20 protein-coding genes are annotated in these 22,344 nt (G+C 66.2%); 8 read left to right on the top strand and 12 right to left on the bottom strand.

Annotated features, from left to right (window positions below):
• Positions 1–11 precede the first annotated feature (11 nt).
• Positions 12–857: a hypothetical protein gene (locus tag JOF29_RS29820; RefSeq protein WP_209697730.1), complete on the bottom strand. Its 846-nt coding sequence runs from the start codon at positions 855–857 to the stop codon at positions 12–14.
• A gap of 141 nt (positions 858–998) precedes the next feature.
• On the bottom strand, positions 999–1,715 hold the full coding sequence (locus tag JOF29_RS29815; RefSeq protein ID WP_209697729.1) for an SDR family NAD(P)-dependent oxidoreductase: 717 nt from the start codon (positions 1,713–1,715) through the stop codon (positions 999–1,001).
• 254 nt (positions 1,716–1,969) lie between these two features.
• Between JOF29_RS29815 and JOF29_RS29810 the strand changes: the two genes are divergently transcribed.
• From JOF29_RS29810 to JOF29_RS29790, 5 genes are all read left to right on the top strand, one after another.
• Entirely contained in the window at positions 1,970–2,644 is a 675-nt protein-coding gene (locus tag JOF29_RS29810; RefSeq protein WP_209697728.1) for an SDR family NAD(P)-dependent oxidoreductase, read from the top strand.
• A 154-nt stretch (positions 2,645–2,798) separates the two neighbouring features.
• Positions 2,799–3,749, top strand: coding sequence for a Gfo/Idh/MocA family protein (locus tag JOF29_RS29805; RefSeq protein WP_209697727.1), 951 nt, complete (start codon positions 2,799–2,801; stop codon positions 3,747–3,749).
• A gap of 65 nt (positions 3,750–3,814) precedes the next feature.
• Positions 3,815–4,621, top strand: a complete 807-nt coding sequence (locus JOF29_RS29800; RefSeq protein WP_209697726.1) for an amidohydrolase family protein — start codon at positions 3,815–3,817, stop codon at positions 4,619–4,621.
• Entirely contained in the window at positions 4,618–5,772 is a 1,155-nt protein-coding gene (locus JOF29_RS29795; RefSeq protein WP_209697725.1) for a M20/M25/M40 family metallo-hydrolase, read from the top strand. The genes JOF29_RS29800 and JOF29_RS29795 overlap by 4 nt, the downstream gene beginning before the upstream one ends.
• Positions 5,773–5,786: 14 nt before the next feature.
• The gene (locus JOF29_RS29790; RefSeq protein ID WP_209697724.1) at positions 5,787–6,740 is read left to right on the top strand and encodes a pyridoxal-phosphate dependent enzyme; all 954 of its coding nucleotides are present in this window, start codon (positions 5,787–5,789) and stop codon (positions 6,738–6,740) included.
• 16 nt (positions 6,741–6,756) lie between these two features.
• Here the strand turns inward: JOF29_RS29790 and JOF29_RS29785 are convergent, their stop codons facing one another.
• A complete protein-coding gene (locus JOF29_RS29785; protein ID WP_209697723.1) occupies positions 6,757–7,305 on the bottom strand; it encodes a CGNR zinc finger domain-containing protein in 549 nt (182 codons plus the stop codon).
• A 165-nt stretch (positions 7,306–7,470) separates the two neighbouring features.
• Between JOF29_RS29785 and JOF29_RS29780 the strand changes: the two genes are divergently transcribed.
• Complete coding sequence (locus JOF29_RS29780) at positions 7,471–8,319, top strand: TIGR03619 family F420-dependent LLM class oxidoreductase (protein ID WP_209697722.1); 849 nt, start codon at positions 7,471–7,473, stop codon at positions 8,317–8,319.
• Between the two features lie 97 nt (positions 8,320–8,416).
• Positions 8,417–9,292 carry a helix-turn-helix domain-containing protein gene (locus JOF29_RS29775; RefSeq protein ID WP_209697721.1) on the top strand — a complete coding sequence of 292 codons (876 nt, stop codon included), beginning with the start codon at positions 8,417–8,419 and terminating at the stop codon, positions 9,290–9,292.
• Positions 9,293–9,311: 19 nt separating this feature from the next.
• On the opposite strand, the gene JOF29_RS29770 is transcribed toward JOF29_RS29775, so the two are convergent.
• The 3 genes from JOF29_RS29770 to JOF29_RS29760 are packed head-to-tail and all read right to left on the bottom strand — an operon-like array spanning position 9,312 to position 12,441.
• Positions 9,312–10,139: a carbohydrate ABC transporter permease gene (locus JOF29_RS29770; RefSeq protein ID WP_209697720.1), complete on the bottom strand. Its 828-nt coding sequence runs from the start codon at positions 10,137–10,139 to the stop codon at positions 9,312–9,314.
• Complete coding sequence (locus tag JOF29_RS29765; RefSeq protein WP_209697719.1) at positions 10,136–11,134, bottom strand: carbohydrate ABC transporter permease; 999 nt, start codon at positions 11,132–11,134, stop codon at positions 10,136–10,138. Before JOF29_RS29765 ends, JOF29_RS29770 begins: the two co-directional genes overlap by 4 nt.
• Complete coding sequence (locus JOF29_RS29760; RefSeq protein WP_209697718.1) at positions 11,134–12,441, bottom strand: ABC transporter substrate-binding protein; 1,308 nt, start codon at positions 12,439–12,441, stop codon at positions 11,134–11,136. Before JOF29_RS29760 ends, JOF29_RS29765 begins: the two co-directional genes overlap by 1 nt.
• A 290-nt stretch (positions 12,442–12,731) precedes the next feature.
• Between JOF29_RS29760 and JOF29_RS29755 the strand changes: the two genes are divergently transcribed.
• Positions 12,732–14,294, top strand: coding sequence for a right-handed parallel beta-helix repeat-containing protein (locus JOF29_RS29755; RefSeq protein ID WP_209697717.1), 1,563 nt, complete (start codon positions 12,732–12,734; stop codon positions 14,292–14,294).
• 125 nt (positions 14,295–14,419) lie between these two features.
• On the opposite strand, the gene JOF29_RS29750 is transcribed toward JOF29_RS29755, so the two are convergent.
• The 6 genes from JOF29_RS29750 to JOF29_RS29725 are packed head-to-tail and all read right to left on the bottom strand — an operon-like array spanning position 14,420 to position 22,120.
• Entirely contained in the window at positions 14,420–16,942 is a 2,523-nt protein-coding gene (locus JOF29_RS29750; protein ID WP_209697716.1) for a LamG-like jellyroll fold domain-containing protein, read from the bottom strand.
• Complete coding sequence (locus JOF29_RS29745; RefSeq protein WP_209697715.1) at positions 16,909–17,964, bottom strand: LacI family DNA-binding transcriptional regulator; 1,056 nt, start codon at positions 17,962–17,964, stop codon at positions 16,909–16,911. The genes JOF29_RS29750 and JOF29_RS29745 overlap by 34 nt, the downstream gene beginning before the upstream one ends.
• Positions 17,965–17,975: 11 nt before the next feature.
• Positions 17,976–19,109, bottom strand: a complete 1,134-nt coding sequence (locus tag JOF29_RS29740) for a glycoside hydrolase family 99-like domain-containing protein (RefSeq protein ID WP_209697714.1) — start codon at positions 19,107–19,109, stop codon at positions 17,976–17,978.
• Between the two features lie 17 nt (positions 19,110–19,126).
• Positions 19,127–19,915: a carbohydrate ABC transporter permease gene (locus JOF29_RS29735; RefSeq protein WP_209697713.1), complete on the bottom strand. Its 789-nt coding sequence runs from the start codon at positions 19,913–19,915 to the stop codon at positions 19,127–19,129.
• Positions 19,916–19,919: 4 nt separating this feature from the next.
• On the bottom strand, positions 19,920–20,843 hold the full coding sequence (locus JOF29_RS29730; RefSeq protein ID WP_209697712.1) for a carbohydrate ABC transporter permease: 924 nt from the start codon (positions 20,841–20,843) through the stop codon (positions 19,920–19,922).
• Entirely contained in the window at positions 20,840–22,120 is a 1,281-nt protein-coding gene (locus JOF29_RS29725) for an ABC transporter substrate-binding protein (RefSeq protein WP_209697711.1), read from the bottom strand. The genes JOF29_RS29730 and JOF29_RS29725 overlap by 4 nt, the downstream gene beginning before the upstream one ends.
• Positions 22,121–22,344: the final 224 nt, after the last annotated feature.

The raw sequence follows: 22,344 nt of genomic DNA, 5'->3' as shown, positions 1-22,344 counted from the left end.
GGTGGTGGCGGCTAGCCGAGATTGTGATCGTTGACGAAGTCGATCGTTTCCAGCCACCAATCGGCGGTCGGGTCCCAGGTCGAGTCGTCGTTCCAGATGGCGACGCCGACGATGGCAGAGCCGGCCGACTGCTGGTGGGCCAGGACGGTTTCGAGCTGCAGCCGCCAGTAGTCACGAGCGATGAAGGTTCCGCGAATGTCCGCGGGCGCGCTGGGGTGGTACTTCGGCCAGATGATCGCGTAGCCGGGACGGTTGTAGATCCCGGCCTGCGTCAGGTTGGCGTTCGCGTAGTTCACCCAGCCGGTTTGGTCGGTGTAGAACGTGTAGAGCGACGGATAGACGTCGTCAACGTGATCCGCGATGACCTGGCGCCGGGCATTGTCCGCGTACCAGGCGGCCGTGGTCCCCTGGATGACCGACCAGTAGTCGCGCCGCGGCAGGATGCCGTACCAGCCGAGGCGGAACGACGGACTCACTTCCTTCACCCAGCCCGCGACCTCGTTGTACTTGGCCGCGTTCACCGCGAAGTCGGCATCGGGGAGGCTGTCCAGCGGCCATGCCTCGATGTCCAAGCACGCCTGAGTGACCCCGGCCGTCATGTTGGTCTGGATCGTGTTCTTCACGAGGGTCTCGTCGCCGGTCCCGTTCACGACCAGCGCATTCTGGTAGATCATCGTGCGCTTGGGGACGCCGTAGGCACTCAGGTCGGGGCGTGCCCGAACGGCGTTGTACACCTTGAACGTCGGTGCGGCCGACGCGACGCCCGGCCGGCTCGACAGGCCGAGCGCGGCAGCAGTGCCGATGCTGCCAACCAGAAACGTTCTCCGGTTTACTCCTGACGTGATGATGCGGTCCATGATGATCCCCTTCGAGCGGTGAATGGGGGTAGCCTGGTCTGGACCAAGACTATGCACCTTGTCGGCAAAAGATAAAGAGCAGGATCTCGACTACCTCACATCAGGTGCTAGCCGACGATTGCCCGTGACTTATCCAAAGGGTCAGAAGGTGGCCGAGAGGCCACCGTCGACGGCCAACGCGGTTCCGGTCACGTAGCTGTTCTGCGGGCTGGCCAGCCAAACGACCTGTTCGGCGACCTCTTCGGGCCGCCCGGCACGGCCGAGCGGCAGCTTGCCGAACTGCTGGTAGACCGTCGTGAAGCTGTCCGTCGTCAGATCGGCGCCACGGGTGTCGATGAAACCCGGCGCTACGGCGGTGACCAGGATTCCGGATCCGGCCAGCTCCACACCGAGCGTCCGGGTCAACGCGCCCAGTGCGGCCTTGGACATGTCGTAGACAAGACACTCTCGTTCACCGCGGGAGCCGTGGATCGACGTGATGTTGACGATTCGGCCGTAGCCGCGGTCAGCCATTCCACGGGCAACGGCTTGGGCCAGGAAGACCGCCGCCTTGAGATTGACGCTCATCACCTGGTCGAAGTGGTCGATCCCGAGGTCCGCAAACGCCACCCGGCTGGGGATCGCGGCACAGTTGACCAGGACGTCGAGCGGTCCCTCCTGCTGCACTATCGTCGATACCAGATCAGCGATCCCGGCGGTGTCCGCCAGATCGAATTGGTAGTGCGGCCAGGACGTGTCGGCGGGATCGACGTCGATCGTGACGACCTCGCATCCCCTGCCTAGGAACGCATCGGCGATGGCTCGTCCGATCCCCCGGGTGCCGCCGGTCACCAGTACACGTTGACCCGTCAATGTCATGCGAAGCCCTTCTGAATAGGAGCTCCCGGCGAATGTCCGAGAGCCTCGACGATCTGGGCGACGGCCCTGGGCGTGCGGGATCGCACGCGAGAGAATCGCACTGCGATCTTCGACCGCTGCCCCACCAGGGCGGTCGGCTGTGTGGATGTTCGACGTTCAGGCCGTGCAAGGATACGGCACTGCCTGGTGGGCAACGTGCGCTGCACCACGCCGTCAGCTGCGATCCAACCGATCACCTGATCCGAGGGGAAGCGATGACTCGAACCGCACTCGTCACCGGCGGCGCCAGTGGACTCGGCGCCGCGGCGGCCCGACGGCTTCGCGCCGACGGGCTGCAAGTACACACACTCGACCTGCAGGGCGCGGACCTGACCGCCGACGTCACCGATGAGCATGCACTCGGTCGGGTCGCCGAACAGCTCGGGCCCGTCGACGTACTGATCAACTCGGCCGGCATCGTGGGGCCGAACAAACCGCTGCTGGACACCACCTCCGACGATTGGCACCGGGTCATCGACGTGAACGTCGTCGGCACCGTGAACACCTTGCGGGCGTTCGTACCCGGCATGTGCGAGCGCGGATGGGGTCGGGTCGTCAACTTCGCCAGCATGGCCGGCAAGGACGGCAATCCGAATCTCTCCATCTATTCGGCCACAAAAGCCGCCGTGATCGGCTTGACCAAGTCCATCGGCAAGGAGCTCGCGACCACCGGTGTCCTCGTCAACGCGATCGCTCCGGCTGTGATCGCCACTCCGATGAACGACAGCACCAGCCCCGAAGTCCTCGCCCACATCACCAGCCTGATCCCCATGCAGCGAGTCGGCCGGCCCGAGGAGGTTGCCGAGCTCATCTCGTTCCTGGCGTCGGACCGGGTGAGCTTCTCCACGGGCGCGGTCTACGACATCAGTGGCGGCCGCGCGACCTACTGACGAAGGCCTGCCAGAGGCTCGCACGCGAGCGCCGTCCGCTTGACGATCTCGCGTGCAGCCTCTAGATTCCCATCACCAGCTAACGCAGTACGGTCATGAGCCTCTTCGCGGCGAAGACCATGGGTTGAACGTTCTGGCGCGAGGGGGTGGTGCGATGACTGATCACGTTCGGGTCGGTGTCATCGGTGTGGGGACATTCGGGCTTGCGCATTTGAACGCCTACCTGGAGATGCCCGGTGTCCAGGTGACCGCTGTGGCAGATGCCGATCCCCAGCGTGCCGCGCGGGCTGCGGAGAAGGCCGGCGGTGTTCCGGCATTCGCTGACGCGGTCGACATGCTCGATGCGGATGTCGTCGATGCGGTGTCGATCGTCAGTCCCGGCACGACCCACGCGGACTTCGCGACGCAGGCGGCGGCACGCGGTGTCGCCGCACTCGTGGAGAAGCCGGTCGCTGTCTCCCGGGCCGAGTTCGGCACGCTCCGCGAAGCGAGTCGTCTCGCGCCGATCGTTCCGGCGCACATCCTGAGATTCGCCTCGCCATACCTCGGACTGCGCCGGACCGTCGGTTCCGGGCAACCGGGGGACGTCTTGGCCGTACACGCACAACGCCACCGTCCCCGCGACCACCAGGTCCTGTTCAGCGACGTCGGCATCCCGCTGATGACGACGATCCACGACATCGACCTGGCTTTGTGGCTGACCGGCGAGGTGCCGTCCTCCGTCGTCGCGGTCGCGCCGGTCGGTGAGAACGGCAAGCTCGGCGTCTGCCTGTCCGCCGTCATGGAGCTGGCGAACGGCCTTTCCTGGTCGTTCTCGAGTAGCTGGCTGCTGACCGAGAACGAACGGTATCCCGGTGACGAGCTCACCGTGGTTCTGAAAACCGGGATCCTCCGCGTCAGGTTCGACGGGAGCGACGAGGACGTACTGCACCAGGCTTTGCGCCGCGAGTTGAGCCATTTCGTCGACTGCGCACGGCGGGGGGTTCCGTCCGAGATCGTTTCGCTCGATGACGCGTTCGCCGGCATTGCCCTGGCCGAGGCCATAACGACCGCTGCAACGACCCGCACTGCGGTGCCGATCACGCCCGAATACCTGACGTCCTGATCATCATCAGGAGGACTGGACCGCCCATGCGCCGACCGATACCCCGCAGACGCGCCGACGCGCATGTGCACTTCTTCGAGGGCTCGTACAGCGATCGTCAGCAGGCAGCACATCCCGAGGGAGAAGTCGCACACTATGCGGAGCTCCGCGGACAACATGAGCTCGCCGACGCACTTGTCATCGGCTACGAGGGCATCCCACGGTTCAAGGGGAACAACGAGTTCATCCGCGCATTGTCGACGACGAATGCGTGGATGCATCCCGTCGCCTACATCGCGCCGGGAACCACGGCGAGCTCGATCGCCGAGCTCCGTGCCAAAGGATTTGTCGGGGCAAGTGCTTACGTGGATGCGCAACAGGTAGAAGATCCCGACTGGTTCGGCTGGATGACGCAGACGCTGGCGGTCCTCGACGAGCAGCAGCTGTTGCTCAGCATCAACGCCGGCCCGGCCACACACCGGGCCTTGTACGGCGTGTTGAGCCGCCGCCCGGACCTGGTCTTCATGATGAGCCATCTGGGGTTACCCGGCGTACAGCCGGATCCGTTGGACAAGTCTCTGGCGGCGACGAAGGACCTGCTGATGCTGGCGAACTGCCACACGAAACTCTCCGGAGCCTACGCAACGGTCGCACCGGGGCGCGCTCATGACCTCGCCGCCGCGGCGTGCGACTGGATTCATTGGCTCGTCGACAGCGTCGGCCCTGAGCGACTTCTATGGGGCAGTGACTACTCGCCTGTCCTCGAGTTCTTACCGTTCCAGCAGGCAGTGGACGTACCAGGACTGCAGTCGCTCGACGATTCGCAACTGCGCCTCGTCTTCAGGGACAACCTGGATCAACTCCTTGCGCACGTGCGCGCAGGCATATCGTGAGGCAGGACGTGAACGCGCTGCGAGTGATCGAACTGCTCGAGGATCTCATCGCGATCCCGAGCGTCAATCCACGCCTTGGTGCCACGGACGGTGGCGAGACCGAGGTTGCTGTGTATGTGGACGAATGGGCGAGAGCACACGGTTGGGCGTCGCGCATGAAGGACGCAGTACCTGCCCGGGCCAACGTCTACGTCACCGTGCCGGGTGAGCTCCCAGGAACGATCCTGCTGCAGACACACACCGACACCGTCGAGGTCGGCGGCATGACCGTTCCGCCGTTCGCGCTGGGCCGGGCTGGAGCGCACGACCGCGTTACCGGACGCGGTGTCTGCGACGCAAAGGGGCAACTCGCCATCTTCATGGCCGCGGTCGAGAACGTGTCTCGTGGGGCGCGACCGCACCACGGAGTCGTCATTGCCGCCTGCGTCGACGAGGAAGAACGCTATCGAGGAGTCACGGCCTTGTGTGACGAACTCCCCGCATGTATCGGTGCGATCGTCGGTGAGCCGACCTCCCTCCGGCTCGTGGTTGCCCAGAAGGGTGTGCTGCGCTGCCGGATATCCGTGCGCGGAACCGGTGGACACAGTTCGCGACCCGACGCTCAGCTCAATCCGATCTACATCTGTGCCGAGATCACCAACTACATCGCCAACGACGTCTCGGGTGCGCTGCGCGATCGGGTACATCCGCTGCTCGGAGCGGGAACGATCGCCGTGACGACGATGCGTGGCGGCGAAGGCGTGAACCTGATCCCGACCGAGGCGTCCATCGAGATCGATCAGCGGACGCTCCCGTCCGATGACCCGCTGGACATTTGGCAAGCGTTCAAAGCGGACATCGAGCGACGGTGGCCGGCGGCGGAAGTAGGACCGCCCTCGCTGATCGACTACGGCATGGACGCGGATGCCGATTCACCGTTCGTCCACGATGTTCGGCGATCGCTCCGCGCGGCGGGCCTCGACCCCTCGCCGATCGGAGTGCCGTTCGGATCCGACGCCTCGAAGTTGGCGCGCGCCGGCATCCCGACGCTCGTCTTCGGCGCCGGATCGATCGAGCAGGCACATACGAAGGACGAGTTCATCGAGATCAGTCAGCTGAGTTCTGGTGTGCGCTTCGTCGAAGCGCTCCTGTCGGACGGCGAGATGGCATGAGTGCGGTGCCATCGATGCGCGAGATACTCGCGGCGGAACGGCGCATCTCGCCCTTCGTACGGAAGACACCGTTGTGGCCGGCGCGGGTGCGCACGGTGGACGGTGAGCGAGATGTCCTCCTGAAGCTCGAACACCTCCAGGTCTCGGGCACCTTCAAAGCCCGCGGAGCCTACAACGCAGTCATTCGAATGGCCCGCGAGAGCAGCCGCTCGGGACCGAAGCGCTTCGTCATCGCTTCGGGCGGAAACGCCGGCATCGCGGCGGCGGTAGCCTGCAAGTCGCTCGACGTCGCTCTGACTGTCGTGGTCCCGACCTGGGCGTCACCGAGCCGGCTGGCCCAACTGGGCCAGCTCGGTGTCGAGGTTGTCGCACAAGGCGAGACACATGCCGAAACCCATGAGATCGCCGGAACCATCGCCGATCGCACGAAGGCCGTGATGCTGCATCCCTACAATTCTGTCGATGCAGTCGCAGGTGCGGGCACGGTTGCCCTCGATCTGGTCAAGCAGTCACCCGGTCACGGGCCGATCGTCGTCGCGGTCGGAGGTGGTGGCCTCCTCGCCGGTGTTGCGCTTGCCGGTGAGTACCTCGGCTATGAAACCGTCGGAGTCGAGCCGACGGGGGCGCCGTCGTTCAATCGAGCCCTTCGGGCCGGAGCGCCGGTCGACGTCGAGGTGGACACGCTGGCGGCCGACACCCTCGGTGCTGCTCGCATCGGATCGCTGGCGTTCGAAATCTGCCACCAGAACCCCGACGTCACCAGCGTCCTGGTGGACGACAAGGCGATCGAGATGGCCCGAGAGTATCTGTGGCAAGACTTCAAACTGGCGGTGGAACCATCTGCTGGTGCCGCATTCGCTGCAGTGATGGGTGGCCTGGTTCGCTCCGCAAGCGATGCCCCACCGGTCGTCATCCTGTGCGGCGCGAACGCTCTGAGCGTCCAGACCGCTATGACCGTTGAGGGGTAGGCACTGGCGGCAGCTGTCAACTACTGCGCTGTCGCGCCCGGTATGCCGCGGCATTGATTCGATTCCCGCAGCGCCGGGAGTCGCAATAGCGGCGATTTGCATTCCTGGAAACGTCGACGAAGACCCTGCCGCAGTCCGGCGCCGAGCACTCTCGCAGGCGTCGCCCCTGCCCAGAGGCAAGGACGATGGCCAGGGTCATTCCGCAGTCCGCTTGCAGGTGCTCCGCAATACGCGCCTGCAAAGGGAAGTAGTGAATATGCCGGCCGAGATGATCATGCGAAACCAGCCTCGGCTGCACCGTAGCTGTGCTGAGCAGCTCATTGATGAGCTGCTCCCGGGTCTCGTCGTCCGGCGACGTGAACACGGGGCGGAGTCTGTCGCGTAACGAACGAACGTCTTCCAGGTCGCCGATCGTGATCGGGGGAATGTCGGTGACGACCCACTCCTCGACCGCCTGGGAGAGGTCCACGATCGAGGCGAGCAGGTCGACGCCGTCCACTTCGGGCCCAGAGTTCACGATCGCCACGACCGTTCGGAGCGTGTGCCCGTTCATGTTCTCGATCATCTTCAGTCCAAGCTACCAGGAGCGGGCGGCCGGGGCTCGGTGGATCTGGACGCTCGTGAGGATCAGCCTTTCGTACAGGATCAAAAGGCTTTGATGCACATGTCTACGGTGTAGCGTCAGGCATCGGCAGCTGAACAACCCGGCTGCCGGAACCCGGGAGCGTGAATGGCGAACGAACTGAAGTTCGGGCTGTACGGCCTGCATCGGGGCAGCAGCGCCGATCCGGCGACGATGGCCCGCCGGGCCCGGTTGGCCGAAGACGCCGGGTTCGAATCACTCTGGGTCGGCGACCACATCGCCTTGCCCGACAACGACGAGGACTCTCGCGAGCAGCCGCGGATCGAGGCGCTGGTCGCGCTCGCACATCTGGCGGCGCTCACCGACCGGATCCGCCTGGGAGCCGGTGTGATCGTCCTGCCGCAGCGGCAGCCGGTGCTGCTGGCCAAGCAGCTGGCCTCCATCGACCACCTGTCCGGCGGACGGCTCACCGTCGGGATCGGCGTCGGGTACGTCGAACCTGAACTGTCTGCCCTCGGCGTGCCGCTGTCCGAACGTGGCGCCAGAACCGACGAGTACCTCGCCGCGATGCGGGCCTTGTGGGCCGAACCGGCTCCACATTTCGAGGGGCGTTTCGTTGCCTTCGCCAACGTCTTCGAACGGCCTCGACCGGTGCAGCGGCCGCGGCCGCCGATCGTGGTCGGCGGCCACTCCCCGGCCGCCTACCGTCGCGCGACCGAGCAGGGGAACGGCTGGTACGGCTGGGAACTCGACCTCGGGCAAACCGCGGCCGCACTGACCGGCCTCCGCGAAGCGTCCAAGCGCTGGAACCGCCCAACCGACCTCGGCAACCTGGAGATCACCGTCACCCCAGACCGCATCCCCGACCCGGCCACCGCCCGCCAGTACGCCGCCCTAGGCGTGCACCGCCTCCTACTCCAACCCCCAACCATGGACGGCCCCGCCATGGACCACCTCATCACCCTCGCCGCCCAAACCCTCATCAACCAACCCTGATCACGAGAACTGGCGCCGGGCGGCAGCATCACGTACGCCGACACCGTCGAGAGTTACGGATGGACAGCTGTCGACGGACTGTTGGATTCTTGGGTGTATGAGTTCTCGGGTCCCCGGCGTCGCCCATCCGTCTGAGGACTGGTCGACCTATCTCACTCCTGGCGCGGCACATCGACGACTTGGACTCTTCTGCCTCGGAGTCGGCGAGGAGCGCAATCCGCCCGGGCCGACCGCGGAACGCGCCCTTGGCTGCCATGCGGCGGTGTTGCTCCGTGCCGGTCACGGCGCCCTCCTGCACGGCCCGAGCCGTCGGATCACCGAGGTTCGGGCCCCTGCCGTGCTGTGGCTGTTCCCGGGCGTCCTGCACGGCTATCGGCCGACGGGGTCCGGCTGGACGCAGGCCTGGGTGCTGTACGACGGTCCCGCCGCCGCGGCGTACTCCGCACTCGGCTACCTCGACCCAGAACGCCCGGTACTGCCACTCGACGCCCGCTCCGGGAACCGGCTTCGCGTCGAGCAGGCGTTCGGCCGGCTGCTCGACCTCTGCCGGCAGCCGCACCCCGCGGCCGACGTACGCGCCGTCCCGGCCCTCCACGAACTGCTGATCGGCGCCGGCCAAGCCACACCCAGCACCGGCCCGGACGACTCCGAACTCGTCGAACGCCTGCGCGACGGCGCCTGTACGCCGACGTCCGTACCCGGTCACGCCGCCCGGCTCGGCATCACCGTGCCGCGGCTCCGCGCCGCCACCCGGAACGTGTCCGGCCTGAACCCGCAGGAGTTCCTCCTCGGGGTCCGGCTGAACGAGGCGAAGGCGCTACTGACCGGATCCACTCTCACCGTGGCCGCGATCGCGCACCGTACGGGGTACGACGACCCGGCGTACTTCAGCCGGCTCTTCACCACCCGGGTCGGCCTGCCGCCCCGTGAGTTCCGGCGCAACGGCACAGTCACCCACAGCCCCACGACCTGACCAGCCTGCCTACAGCCCTTCAGCCCTTCAGCGCGCCCGCCGCGATGTTGGCGATGAAGTGCCGTGAGCCGATGATGAAGATCCCGATCAGTGGAAGCAAGCTCACCAACGCGCCGGCCATCACCGCACCGTAGTCGGTGCCGTAGACCGAGTTCAGCGTCGACAGCGCCGTCTGCAGCGTCTGCACGCGCGGGTTCACCAGCACGATCAGGGGCCACACGTAGTCGTTCCAGGCCGAGATGAAGGTGAAGATGCCGAGGAAGGCCAGTCCGCCGCGCAGCATCGGCACACCCACGCTCCAGTAGGTGCGGAAGAACCCCGCGCCGTCGATCCGCGCCGAGTCCACCAGTTCGTCGGGGATCGACCCGGCCGCGAACTGCCGGAGCAGGAAGATGCCGAACGCATTGGCGGCCCCGGGGATGATCAGGGCCTGCAGGCTGCCGGCCCAGCCGAGGTGGCTCATCAGTACGAACGACGGCACCAGCGAAAGGTTGCCGGGGACAAGCATCGTCACCAGCAACGCCACGAACAAGACGCTCTTGCCGGGAAAGCTGTACTTCGCGAACGCGAACGCGGCCAGCGAGTCGAAGAACATCACCAGCAGCGCCGAGGCCGCCGACACGATCACCGTGTAGAACAGGGCCTGGATCAGGTCGACGTTGTGGATCACCGACCGGATGTTGGTGAGCAGCTCCGGGCCGAACGTCAGCCGCGGCGGGTAGCCGAAGATCTCGGCAGTGGTCTGAGTGGACATCGCCACCAGCCAATAGAACGGGAACACCGACAGCAGCACGCCGAAGAGCACGCACAGATGGGTGACGAGCCGGGAGACTACTCTGACGGTCATCGGGTGATCCCCTTCCGCGTCGTGGCGGTCCACAGCCGTCGCTGCGACGAAGAGTCCGTACTACGCTCGCGTACCAGCCGCCAGTTGATGACCGCGAACACCAAGGCGATGATGAACAAGGCCCAGGCGATCGCGGAGCCGTAGCCGAAATCGAACTGGGTGAAGGCCTGGTTGTACTGATAGAGGACGATCGTCATGCCTGCCTCGTCGGTGCCGCCGTTGTTGCCCAGCAGCACCTGCGGCTCGGTGAACAGCGACAGACCGCCGATGGTGGAGGTGATCACCGTGAACAGGATCACCGGACGCAGCAGCGGCACAGTGAGCTTGCTGAAGATGTGCCAGTTGCCGGCACCGTCGACGCGGGCGGACTCGTACAGCTCGGTCGGGATCGCCTGCAGACCGGCGAGGTAGATGATCGCGTTGTAGCCGGTCCAGCGCCAGATCACCATGACCGCGATGGTGATCTTGATCCCCCAGTTCGAGGAGAGCCACGGCACTTCGTTCACGCCCAGCGCGGTGAGGGCCGAGTTGACGAGCCCGAAGCTGTCCGAGAAGACCGACCCGAAGACGATCGCCATCGCCACCATGCTGGTCACGTTGGGAAGGAAGTACGCAACCCGGTACGCCGACTTGAACCGGATGTTCTGGTGCAGCAGAAAGGCGAGCACCAGCGCGAGAAACAGCATCGGAACGGTAGCCAGCAACCAGATGACCAAGGTGTTCCCCACCGCGTTCCAGAACCGCGGGTCGCTGATCAGGTACTGGTACTGAGCCAGGCCCACGAACTTGATCTTCCCGATCCCGTCCCAGTCGGTGAAGGACAAGTAGATCGAGAACCCGATGGGGAACAGCCCGAAGATCAAGAACAGCAGGTAGAACGGCGCTACGGCCAGATACTGGGGCCAGAATGACCGCAGCGGGCGACGGGGGCCTCTGGCAACTGCACCGGTCCCCGCGGTTCGGCCGGCCGGTTGAGTGGTCAAGCTCAGCGTCATCAGATCACTCCTCGCTTCTTCAGCACGCGGTTCACCTGGGCGACCGCGTCCTCCCAGGCCTGCTCCGGGGCCTTGCCACCGCTCTCCACGTTCGCGAGCTCGGCGGCAAAGGCCTCAACCTGACTCTCGTAGGTACTGACGAAGGTCGACGGCACTCTTCGAGCGGCGTCGGAGAAGAACCGCAGCATGTTCTGGCTGCCGAAGAACGTTGCATCGGCACGCAGGCCACCCCGCTCGAACGACGCCGGCGAGGACGGGAACAGCTGGATCTTGTTGAACGCCACGGCCTGGTTCGCCGGACTGGTCAACCAGGTGGTGAAGTTGAAGGCAGCCTCGGGATCCTTGCAGGACCGGGGAATGGCGACGAACGATCCACCGCTGTTCCCCGGCGCCACCGGTTGATCCGCGATCCGCCAGAGGCCCTTGGTCTTCGGTGCGGTGTCACCGAGGATTTCCGCCCACCAGACAGCCTCGATGTGCCCAGCCGTCGCACCGGTCACCCAGGCGGAGTTCTGACCGGTCGCGGTCTGCTGGTTGCCGGTGATCCCGGCGTCGACGGCTTTGACCGCCGTGTCCCAGGCTCGCCGTACGGCGCTGCCTTCGGCTGCGAAGATCGGGCGGTCCTGCTCGTCGAAGTAGCGCTCGGGGCTGGCGTTGATGAATTGCCCGAAGACGACAGCGGCGGAGTTGACCATCGCCGGTCCGCCGTTGGCCCGGAGTTCCCGGCCGAGCTCGATCCACTGGTCCCAGGTACGGATCGCGGCGCTGACCTTGTCGGGCGCAGACGGTAGCCCGGCCTTGTCGAACAGGTCCGCCCGGTAGTAGAAGCCGGTCGGACCGGTGTCGAGCGGCCAGAAGCACAACCGGCCGGACGGGGTCGTGCCCAGCTTCAACTTCCACGGGTAGTACAGGTCGCGGTACTGCGCTGCACCGAGCTCGGAGAAGTCGAGAAACAGGGATTCGTTCGGGAAGTACAGCGCGCAGTTGGAATTGATCAGCGTAATGTTCGGGATGTAGGCATCACCTGCCAGGCTCGTCCGTAGCTTGGTGTCGAAGCCGGCACCGATGAGGTCTCCACGGACACGACGACCGGGACTGCCGGGGATGTGCTCGGCGGCCTGCGCCAGGAGCTCCGGCGTCACCGCACGGTTCCAGTACCACAGCACCAGCTCGCTCGGGTCCGCGGAGAGCGAGGCAGGTGAGCCACAACCTGACAGTCCGCCAGTGGCGGCAGCTGCTCCGAGCGCAGCGGCGCCGCCCAGCAGGGCCCGCCTGCTGAGCGGCCGGGACGCAGGGGAACGGGTCATCGGCTCTCGCTCTCTTCGAGGCGTAGGCGGTCAACGCCTCCGCCGGCGTTCGGATGCGGGCATGGACTTCCGTCCGGGTCTAGCCACAGTGAGACACGCCTGTCATCGGCGGAATGGACTCCCAAGAATCAAGTCTTGGACTTTCGTGTTCCTGGAGACGCCGCAGGACACGCCACCTGATCCGAGAGCAGTCGTCCCGGGCACATTCAGGCGCAATGCGCGTTTATGCACGTAGTTCTGGGGAATACGTCACTAGCACTCACCTCATAACCGCCCGCGGAGGTCTTCTCGTGACCAGGTTCCGTTCACCCGCTTCCCTTGCCGTGGCCGCGGTCTGCCTGGCTGTCGTCGCTCCGGCGGCGCCCGCCACAGCCGCCGGCCCGGGCACGATCCACGTCGACTGCAGCGCCACCGCGCCCGGCGACGGCTCGGCCGCACGACCGGTCACGAGCCTCGCCGCCGTGAACGCGACCCGTCTCCGTCCGGGTCAGCTCGTACTGTTCCGGCGCGGCTCACGCTGCACCGGAACCCTCGCCCCGTCCGGGGAAGGCCGCCCCGGTGCGCCGATCCAGATCGGCGCCTACGGCCCTGGCGCGCAGCCGGTGATCGACGGCGCGGGCGCACCGGACACGGTCCTGCTGCGCAACACACAGTGGATCGAGCTCCGCGACCTCGAGATCACCAACGGCGCCGCGCCCGGCTCCAACCGGCGCGGCGTCCATGTCCAGCTCGAGAACTACGGCCAAGGCCGGCACTACGTACTGCAGAACCTCGACGTCCACGACATCTGGGGCGACGACACCAAGAGCACCTCGGGAAGCGACGGCATCCTCTTCTCCGTCACCGGCGACGAACGGCCCAGCAGCTTCGACGATGTCCGCGTCGTCGGCAACCGCGTCGCCGGCGTCAACCGCGGCGGCATCCGGCTCGTCGTTTCGCAATGGGAACAACGCGCCCAGGCCGGCAGCACCGCGCCGTACACCAAACCATGGACCCCGAACACCGGCATCGTGGTTCGGAACAACCAGGTCAGCGACATCGGCGGCGACGGCATCGTGATCCTGACCGCACGCGACGCCGTTGTCGAGGGCAACCACATCGCCGGGTTCCAGCGCCGCTCCGCCGGCTACAACGCCGGCCTGTGGCCGTGGAACTCCGACGGCACGACCTTCCGCCACAACGAGGTCTCCGGCGGGACCACCACCCGCGACGGGATGGCCTTCGACGTCGACCAAGGCACCGACGGTACGACCTTCGAGTACAACTACAGCCACGACAACGCCGGCGGATTCCTGCTCCTGTGCAACGCCGCAGGCCGCGTCGCGAACGCCGTGATCCGGTACAACATCAGCCAGAACGACTCCTACCGCGGCGTCGAGATGTGCTCCGGCGGACTCGAGAGTGCACACGTCTACAACAACACGATCTACGTCGGCCCCGGGCGATCGATGACAGTGATCAACGAGAACACCACAGCACCGCACAACGTCCGCTTCGACAACAACCTCGTGACCAAAGAAGGATCCGGCACCGCGGCGATGCGCCTCCAGCCCGGCACCGCCGTACGCACCACCCACAACCTCCTGTACGGCGTCACCGGCACCGTCGACAACCCCGGCGGATCAACCGCCGACCCGCTACTGAACACCCCCCGTAGCGCAACAGGCATCGACGACCTCGACGGGTATCACGTCCTGACCGGCTCCCCCGCGCTTCACGCCGGCACGATCATCCCGGGCAACGGCGGCCGCGACGTCTTCGGCCGACCCGTCCCCGCCAACCGTCCCCCGACGATCGGCGCAGCCGAACGACCAGCAGCCGGCCGGCCGTCGAGGGTTCCCGATTTCTGGTAGTCGCTGAACCGGGTGGCGAGGTCACCGTCGATGTCGGTGCGCTCGGAGACCTCCTACTCGGAGAACTCGGTGGTCACGTGGTCGACGCGCGGACCGCGCAACCCGGGCGCTGGTGACTGTTCACCTCAGGATCCGTTCTGAGCGAAGAGGGCCGCTACCTCCTCCGCAGACAGCGCGCGGTCGAACACGCGTACTCCGTCGACGCTCCCGTTGAGGAAGTCGACAGGTCCGCCGCCGAAGCGGCCCCGCCCGACTGTCAACGGACCCGTCGCCTTGTCGCCGAAGCCGAGCACTGACGTCGATCCCGCCTGCTGTCCGTCCACGTAGATCGTCAGTGTCGAGGCGGTGAGATCACGCACGCCGACGAGGTGGTACCACCGGCCCGGTTGCACAGTGATGTCCCTTGCAACAGCGCGGGTTCCCAGTGCAGCGAAGGCAAGGCGTTGGTCAGCTCCCGACCACTGGAGGAAGAAGGCGCTGTTCTGCTCGCCGTCCTCGCCGACGACCGTCTGAAAGCCCCCACCCAGCTGGTTGAAGCGAACCCACGCGGACACGCTGTAGTTGCGCTCGTCGGTCCTGAGGACCGGGCCTGCCGTGGCCGCGGAGCCGTTGCCGCCGAACTGGATCGCTCCACCGGCAAGACCGCCGGCCCATTGGTACCCGCCCGTCAGACTGAGAGGGTTCGTACCGACCGCATCGGCTACCGACGTACCGGAGCCCTCGTCAAAGGTCCAGGCGTCGACGCCCTTGAGACCAGGCGTCCCCTCCGGCGGTGTCGGTGGCGCTTTGGTGGCGGCCGCGATCACCTCTTGGTTGACCGTGCGTACTCGCTGCTCGTCCACCTTCTCGTAGGCACGGTCGTAGGTCAGCAGGCCCGGTTGTTCGCCTTCGATGTCGGTGATCTCGGTGTACACCGAACCCGACAGTCCGTACGGCGCTCCCTGGTCCCGAAGTACTGCGGTGTTGGCGACGTACGCATCAGTGAGGGCCGCGTTGCTGTCCACGGAGTTCCAGAGATCCGTGGGCGCACCAGGCCACCGATGGCCCTCGACGGAGTAGTTGTAGCTGCCGTGCTCGCCGTCCATCGAGGCGCGATGCGCATCCGGAGCCGGCAACGCCGGACCGGGATAGACATGCCAGTCGATGATGTCTCCACCGCCCGGATCGCCTGGCGTATAGCAGCAGTTGGATCCGCTTCGCTCGTCCATCAGGCGGGAGGGATCCTGTGCCTTGAGCTGGGTTCCGACGTCGGCGGCGGCCTGCACCGACCACTGCCCCCAGCCCTCGTTGAAAGGGATCCAGCCGATGATCGAGGTCACGTTGCGCAGTTGAGCGACGATCCGGCTCGCCTCGGCGCGGAAGTTCGCCTTCTCGCCGGTGGTCAAGCTGCCGCTGCTCTCCGGCGTCATCGAGGGAATGTCCTGCCAGACCATCAGGCCGAGTTTGTCCGCCCAGTAGTACCAGCGTGCCGGCTCGATCTTGATGTGCTTGCGGATGGTGTTGAAGCCGAGGTCCTTCGTCTTCTGCAGGTCGAACTTGAGTGCCGCATCCGTCGGCGCCGTGTAGATGCCGTCCGGCCAGAATCCCTGGTCGAGAGTGCCGAGCAGGAACGTCGGCTTGTGGTTGAGCGTCACCCGCTGCTTACCGCCGACGTTCTCGACGGAGATCTGGCGCAGCCCGGCGTAACTCTCCACGGTGTCGGACTTCAGGCGAGCCTTGAACGTGTACAGGTGCGGATCGTCCGGTGTCCACAGATGAGGGTTGGGTACGACGAGCTTCATCGGGGCGCCGGCCAGGCCGCCGCCGGACGCCACCTTCTTCGTACCGTCGAAGACGTCGACCGAAAGGCGGGCGCCGCCGGCATCCCCGTTGTACGTCGCGGTGACCGCGAACGACCCGGTGTCGACGTCAGGAGTCGCGGTGAAGCTCGCGATACTCGTGGACTCCACGGGCTCCAGCCAGACCGTCTGCCAGATGCCCGACGACGCCGTGAACCACACGCCGCCGAGTGGACCCGGAGCGAGCCGCTGCTTGCCGACCGGGATGTGTTCGCTGTCGACGGGCGAGTGAACGGCGACGATGATTTCCTGCGGCCCGGTCGCCGTGAGCGCGCTGGTGATGTCGGCGCTGAACGCGTCGTACCCGCCGAGATGCCGCGCGACTTGCTGACCGTTGACGAAGACGGTGGCGTCGTACGTGACCGCGCCGAAGTTCAACCGGACGTGCCGACCGTCCTTGGTGTACGACTTCGGGACGTCGACCGTGCGGCGATAGAGCATGTAGTCGTAGTGCTTCTGTACGCCGGACAGCACCGACTCGATCGGATACGGCACGAGGACCTTCCCGCCGAGGCTCCGGCCGAAGGGGATCGTGCTGAAGCCGTCCCAGGCGGCGAATTGCCAGAGTCCGTTGAGGTTCGTCCAGGTCGGCGATGCGGCGGTCGGTCGGGCGAGCTGCGGGCGCGGGTAGTCCGGCAACGCGTTCGTTGGCGACACCTGCGATGTCCACGGCGTCGGTAGCGGGGGCGTGGCTCCGCTCCAGGTGGTGACACCTGAGGCATGTCCGGGCGGCGCCGCGACACTCGCCAGCGCGAACGCGGTGACGAGTGCCGTCGCTACCCTGAGGAACCTTGATCTGGTGATCGCCATGTCATTCGACTCCCTTGTTGAATCGTTGACGCGCGGACGACGAGCTCCGGTGTGAAGGTGACCTGCCGGTGCGGCCGGGTCGGGTCGTCGGAGGTCTCGAAGAGGAGACGGGCCGCCGACTCGCCGATGTCGTGCCCCGGTTGCCGGATCGTGGTCAGCGGGACGACGGCCAGCTGTGCTTCGCCGATGTCGTCGTACCCGACGATCGCGATGTCGCCGGGGACCGACCAGCCGTCCCGGATGAGTTTGTTGACGATCGCGATCGCGATCATGTCGTTGCCGCAGAGGACGGCAGTCGGCCGGGGCCGCATCGCCGTGATGAGGCCGGCCAGCTCGCTGCGCTCGCGCACCGTCCGGCCGGCCGCGTCGGCGCGCTGCAGCAACGCGGGATCCTCGCCGGCCGCTTCGATCGCGAGCAGCGCACCCTCGAAGCGCGCCTTCAGGACGAGATCGCCGCCGGGACCACCGGCGAACAGTACGTGCCGGTGGCCCAGGTCGAGCAGATGCTTCATCGCCAGGAAGCCGCCCCGGTGCTGATCGACGATGACCGCCGACGACGTCAGCGCCATTCCTTCGTGCCCCAGGACGACGATCGGAGTGCCGATGGACTCGAGATCGCCGAGGTCCGGTGGCTCCGCGGTCGCCGACGCGATGATCAGGCCGCCGGCCCGCATCTCGGCCAGGTTGCGCACGTACACGCCCTGGCGGACCGGGTCGCCTGCGGTGTCGCAGTACACCAGCACGAAGCCGCGGCTCCGGGCGACGTCTTCGACCCCGCGTGCGATCTCGGTGAAGTAGGGGTTCGCGGCGTCCGGAACGAGCAGTCCCAACGTGTGCGTACGGTTCCCCCGCAGCGTACGGACGGCGCGGTTGGGAACGAACCGGGTCTCCTCGATCGCGCGGTCGATCCGCGCCCGGGTCGCCTCGGCCACCGTCTTGGTGCCGTTGATGTAGTTCGACACCGTGCCGATCGACACCCCCGCGAGCGCGGCGACGTCCTTGATCGTGACGTTCTTCGCCAACTTCCCTCCCACTAGCCGAACACATCCCGGATCATCTCGAGAAAGCCGTAGCCATTGTGGCTGTCGGGGAGCAGCGCCGAACCCTCGGTCCACTCGTTCCAGGCGTTGACGGTGATGATCGGATGCGGTTGCCGGTGCCGTTCGAGAAAGGACTTGGCCAGCAGCAGCCCGTACTCAAAGTCCTGGGGCGAGGGATCGAACGTCGTCGTCCACGGGTACCGGCCGCGCACGAACTCGCGGCTCTGGTCGGTGCGTGGGCTCGGATCCCACCCGACGGTCACATTCGGATAGAACGGTACGTCGAGCTCCGCGGCGTACCGCTCGTACTCGGCGAAGGCCGCAGCGCGCAGCCCGTCGATCCCGGACCGCGGGAAGTCGAACCCGCCGACGTCGGCGTGGTGCACCCAGACGTAGGAGGTCGCGGACCGGAAGCCTAGCTTCTGCACCAACTCGGCCGGCTTGTCGAGCGTGATCGCTGCCGGGAGTACGCCGACGCCCCAGATCACCGCATCCAGGTGCAGCCCCTCGAAGCCGGCCAGCCGGGTCTGTTCGTCGAACCACTGCAACGCGTCCGCTGTCTCCTCGACACCGCCGAGACCGGCGATGAGGTTGCCGAGCTCGTAGACCGACAACCACGGCCGGCCGTCGACGGTGAGGTAGTTCGGGCGCGCGAAGTACGCGTCGATCACGTGCCTGGCCAGCTTCTCGAAGGCGACCCGATCGACCGCGCCGTTCTTGAGCCGCCGCGGCGAGTCGTTGGCCGGGTCGTCGTGCGGGAAGATGTCGACGAGCTCGTGGTTCGCCCACATCAACGCGAACGTGATGTCGTCGCTGTTGCGGGCCGCGAGCAGACCGTCGTCGAGGGCCGCCTGGAGATACGGGCCGTCGTCGTACCAGTAGTAGTCGACCAGGAATCCGTCGACGCCGTACTCCTTGGCGAGCCGGATCTGGTGTTCCGCCGCGGCCGGCGTGGCCTCGTCGAACGGGCCGTCGATCGGGCTGCGCGGTTGCCGGTGCCCGTCGAACCGCGGCTTCGCCGCTTCGAGGAGCTTCCACTCGTCCCAGTCCTGGCCGAACCACTTCGCGTTCCGCGGATCGCGGTGCCAATCCGGGAAGTAGTACGCGAGTATCTTCGGTCGATCCATCGATGGGACTCCTTGGTTCATTTGACGGCACCGGCCGAGACGCCGGTGCGGAAGGTCTTCTGCAGGACGACGAAGAGCACGACGACGGGCAGCGAGATCAGGATGTTCGCGGCGAAGATCTTCGGGGTGTCCACCAGTCGTTCGCTCTGGAAGTACGTCGGAACCTGGGTGAGCACCTGCAGATCGGTCGACTGGATGAACAGCAGCGGCAGCAGGTACTCGTTCCACGCGGCGAGGAAGGTGAAGATCGCGACGACGGACAGGATCGGCCGGCAGATCGGGACCAGGATCTGCCAGAAGAACTGCCAGGAGTTCGCCCCGTCGAGCCGGCCGGCCTCGTAGAGCTCGGCCGGCAGCCCGCGAATGTAGTTGCTGCTGACAAGCACTCCGAACGGGATCGAGATCACCGTCAGCGGGATGATCACCGACCAGTAGGTGTCGAGCAGTCCGATCGCTTCGACGACGTAGTACAACGGAACGACGAGCGCGATCGCGGGCAGCGCGAGCCCGGTCAGGATGACCACGGCTCCGATCGTCGAGCCCCGCGGCCGCAGTACGGCGAAGCCGTAGGACGCGCTGAGTCCGAGGTACATGACGAGGACCACGGTCGACACCGAGACGATCAGGCTGTTCGCGAAGAACCGCACGAACGGTGTCGACGAGAGGACGAGCGTGTAGTTGGTCAAGCCCTCGCCGGCCAGGGATTCCTTGACGATGAGCACGAGCGGGACGACGAGCACGACGAGCGCGACCAGCACGAGGATCTGGCTGAGCACGCGACCCGGCAGCCGCTGGAACTGGAACATGCCGTCACCGGCTTTCGCTGGTCGAGAGACGAACCTGCAGGATCGAGAAGACCAGCGCTGTCAGCACCAGCACGATCGACAGGGCGGCGCCGTACCCGGCATGGAACTGCGCGATCACCTGCTTGTAGATGTAGCCGGTCAGCACCTGCGTCGTCGTACCCGGACCGCCACCGGTCGTCAGGAAGACGAGATCGAACATCTTCAGCGAGCTGATGAAGCCGAGCACGATCAGCACGAGGTGCGAGCCGCGCAGCATCGGAGCCACCACCGCAGTGTTCAGCTGCCAGGTCGTCGCGCCGTCGATGCGGGCGGCCTCGAACAGCCCGCGATCGATCTGCCCGATCGCGGCGTCGTAGATCAGGAAGCTGTAGCCGGTGTACTGCCAGACGTTGATCAGGATGATCGCGCCGAACGCCGTCCTCGGGTCTGCCAGCCAGGCCTGATCGAATCCGCCCAGCCCTAGGCCCCACAACAGATGGTTGAAGCCGCCGTCCGGTGTCAGCAGGATGCGGAACGACGTGGCGACCACCGCCGGTGCGAGGACCACAGGGACGAAGACCATCGTCCGCAGCAGGCCCCGCAGCCGTACCTTGGTGCGTACCAGGACCGCCAGTGCGAGGCCGAGGGTGAGCTGGATCGCGACCGTCGCCACCGCGAAGACGAGCGTGTTGCGCAACGCCTGCCAGAAGATCGGGTCCTGCAGAAGCTTCGTGTAGTTCGCGCCCCCGACGAAGTCGCTCGGCGAGCCCACACCGGACCAGTCGAACAGCGAGTAGAACGCGTTGGCGGCAATGCCCGCGTGGATGACGCCGACGACCAGGATCAGCGCGGGCAGCGCCCACAGGTAGTCCGACAGCGCGAGCCGGCGCCTGTCCGGGGTCTCCGGCGGAGTCGAGACCCCGACCTCCTCCTCCACTTGAGCGATCATCGGCTGACGGACTTTGACGCGGCCTCGACCTTCTTGAGTGCGGCTTCCGGGGACGACGTACCGGCGGCAACGGCGGACAGAGCATCGCCAAGGGCTGCCGACAGGTCGCTGTACGGAATCTGCCGCGCACCGATCAGGCCGGTCAGCGACTGCTGCTGGCGTTCGATGTCCGCGACCTGGCTGGGGTTGATCACATCCGTGGTCGCCACCTTCACCGACGTGATCGCCGGGATGTTCCCGCCCGCCGCCTGGATCTTCTGACCGTCACCAGCGGTCAGGAACTCGAGGAACCTGAACGCCGCGTCCTGCTTCGACGACTTCGCCGACACCGCGAACCCGTTGTCCGGGCCGCCGAACAGCTTGGTCGGTTCGCCTCCGGCGACCGGTGCCGGGAAGGGCGCCGACAGGAACAGCCCGTCGATCTTCTTCGTCACGGTCTTCTGGGCGTCGACCTGCCCGGTCTTCGTCATCGTCGCCGGCGTGTTCCAGGTGCCCAGGGCAATGAACGCCGCCTGGTCGGACAGGAACGTCGTCTGCGCATCCGGGTACTCCGTGGCCGCGGTCGCGCCGGCCGGGATGATGCCGCTGGTGAACAGGTCCGACCACGCGCTCATCGCCTGCACGAACTCGGGATCCGTCCACGACGCCTTTCCCTGGACGGCGTCGTACACCTTGCCAGGGGCGATGCTGTTGATCAGCGCCAGGTAGACGTCGGTGTTGACCCACGCGTCCTTGGCGCCGTGCGCAAGGCACTTGACGTTGTGGGACTTCAGGGCGGCACAGACCTTCTTCCACTGGTCGAAGTCGGTCGGTACGCCGAGACCGTACTGGTCGAGGATCTTCTTGTTGTAGTAGATGAGGCCGGCCGCTGACATGTACGCCGGCAACGCCACCTGCTTCTTGTCCAGCTGCAGCTGGACGAGCCCCTCGGGGTTGAACTTGCCCGCCCAGTCGCTGCCCAGGTCCTTCGACACGCGGTCCTCGACCGGCACCGCCAGCGGGCCGAAGTTCGTGGTGAGGTCACCGGGCTGGACCTGGAACACGTCCGGGCCCTTGTCCGACGACAGCCCAGGACGCAGGGCGGTGACGTAGTCGTTGTACGCGTACTGCTTGTACGTGACCTTGACGGACGGATTCGCCGCCTCGAAGTCCTTGATCGCCCGGACGTTGTCGAACGCGTTCCAGCCCCACCAGGTGAGCGTCACCGGACCGCTCTGGGCCTGTTCCTTCGACCCGGACGAGCAGCCCACGAGACCGGCCGCTGCGAGGGCGATCACCGTCAGAACGGTGGCCCTCCTCGTTGCTGAGCGATACATCTCGCAAGCTCCTTCGCACGACTCGGATGCGGCTTGGGTGAAATGTTTCAATCGGCTGCGATCGTAGCTCTGAGCGCTCAGGCTGTCCATAGCCCGAGCACAGCAGCATCGACTAATGAATCATTTCACTCGCCAGTCGCAGAGCGGCAGCAGGCGCGCGCGAGGAGTAGTCGGGTCCGGCAAGC

The organism is Kribbella aluminosa, from assembly GCF_017876295.1.
GTDB classification, from domain to species: domain Bacteria; phylum Actinomycetota; class Actinomycetes; order Propionibacteriales; family Kribbellaceae; genus Kribbella; species Kribbella aluminosa.
The sequence above is the reverse complement of the archived record's forward strand: the minus strand, read 5'-3'. Positions and strand labels throughout refer to the sequence as shown.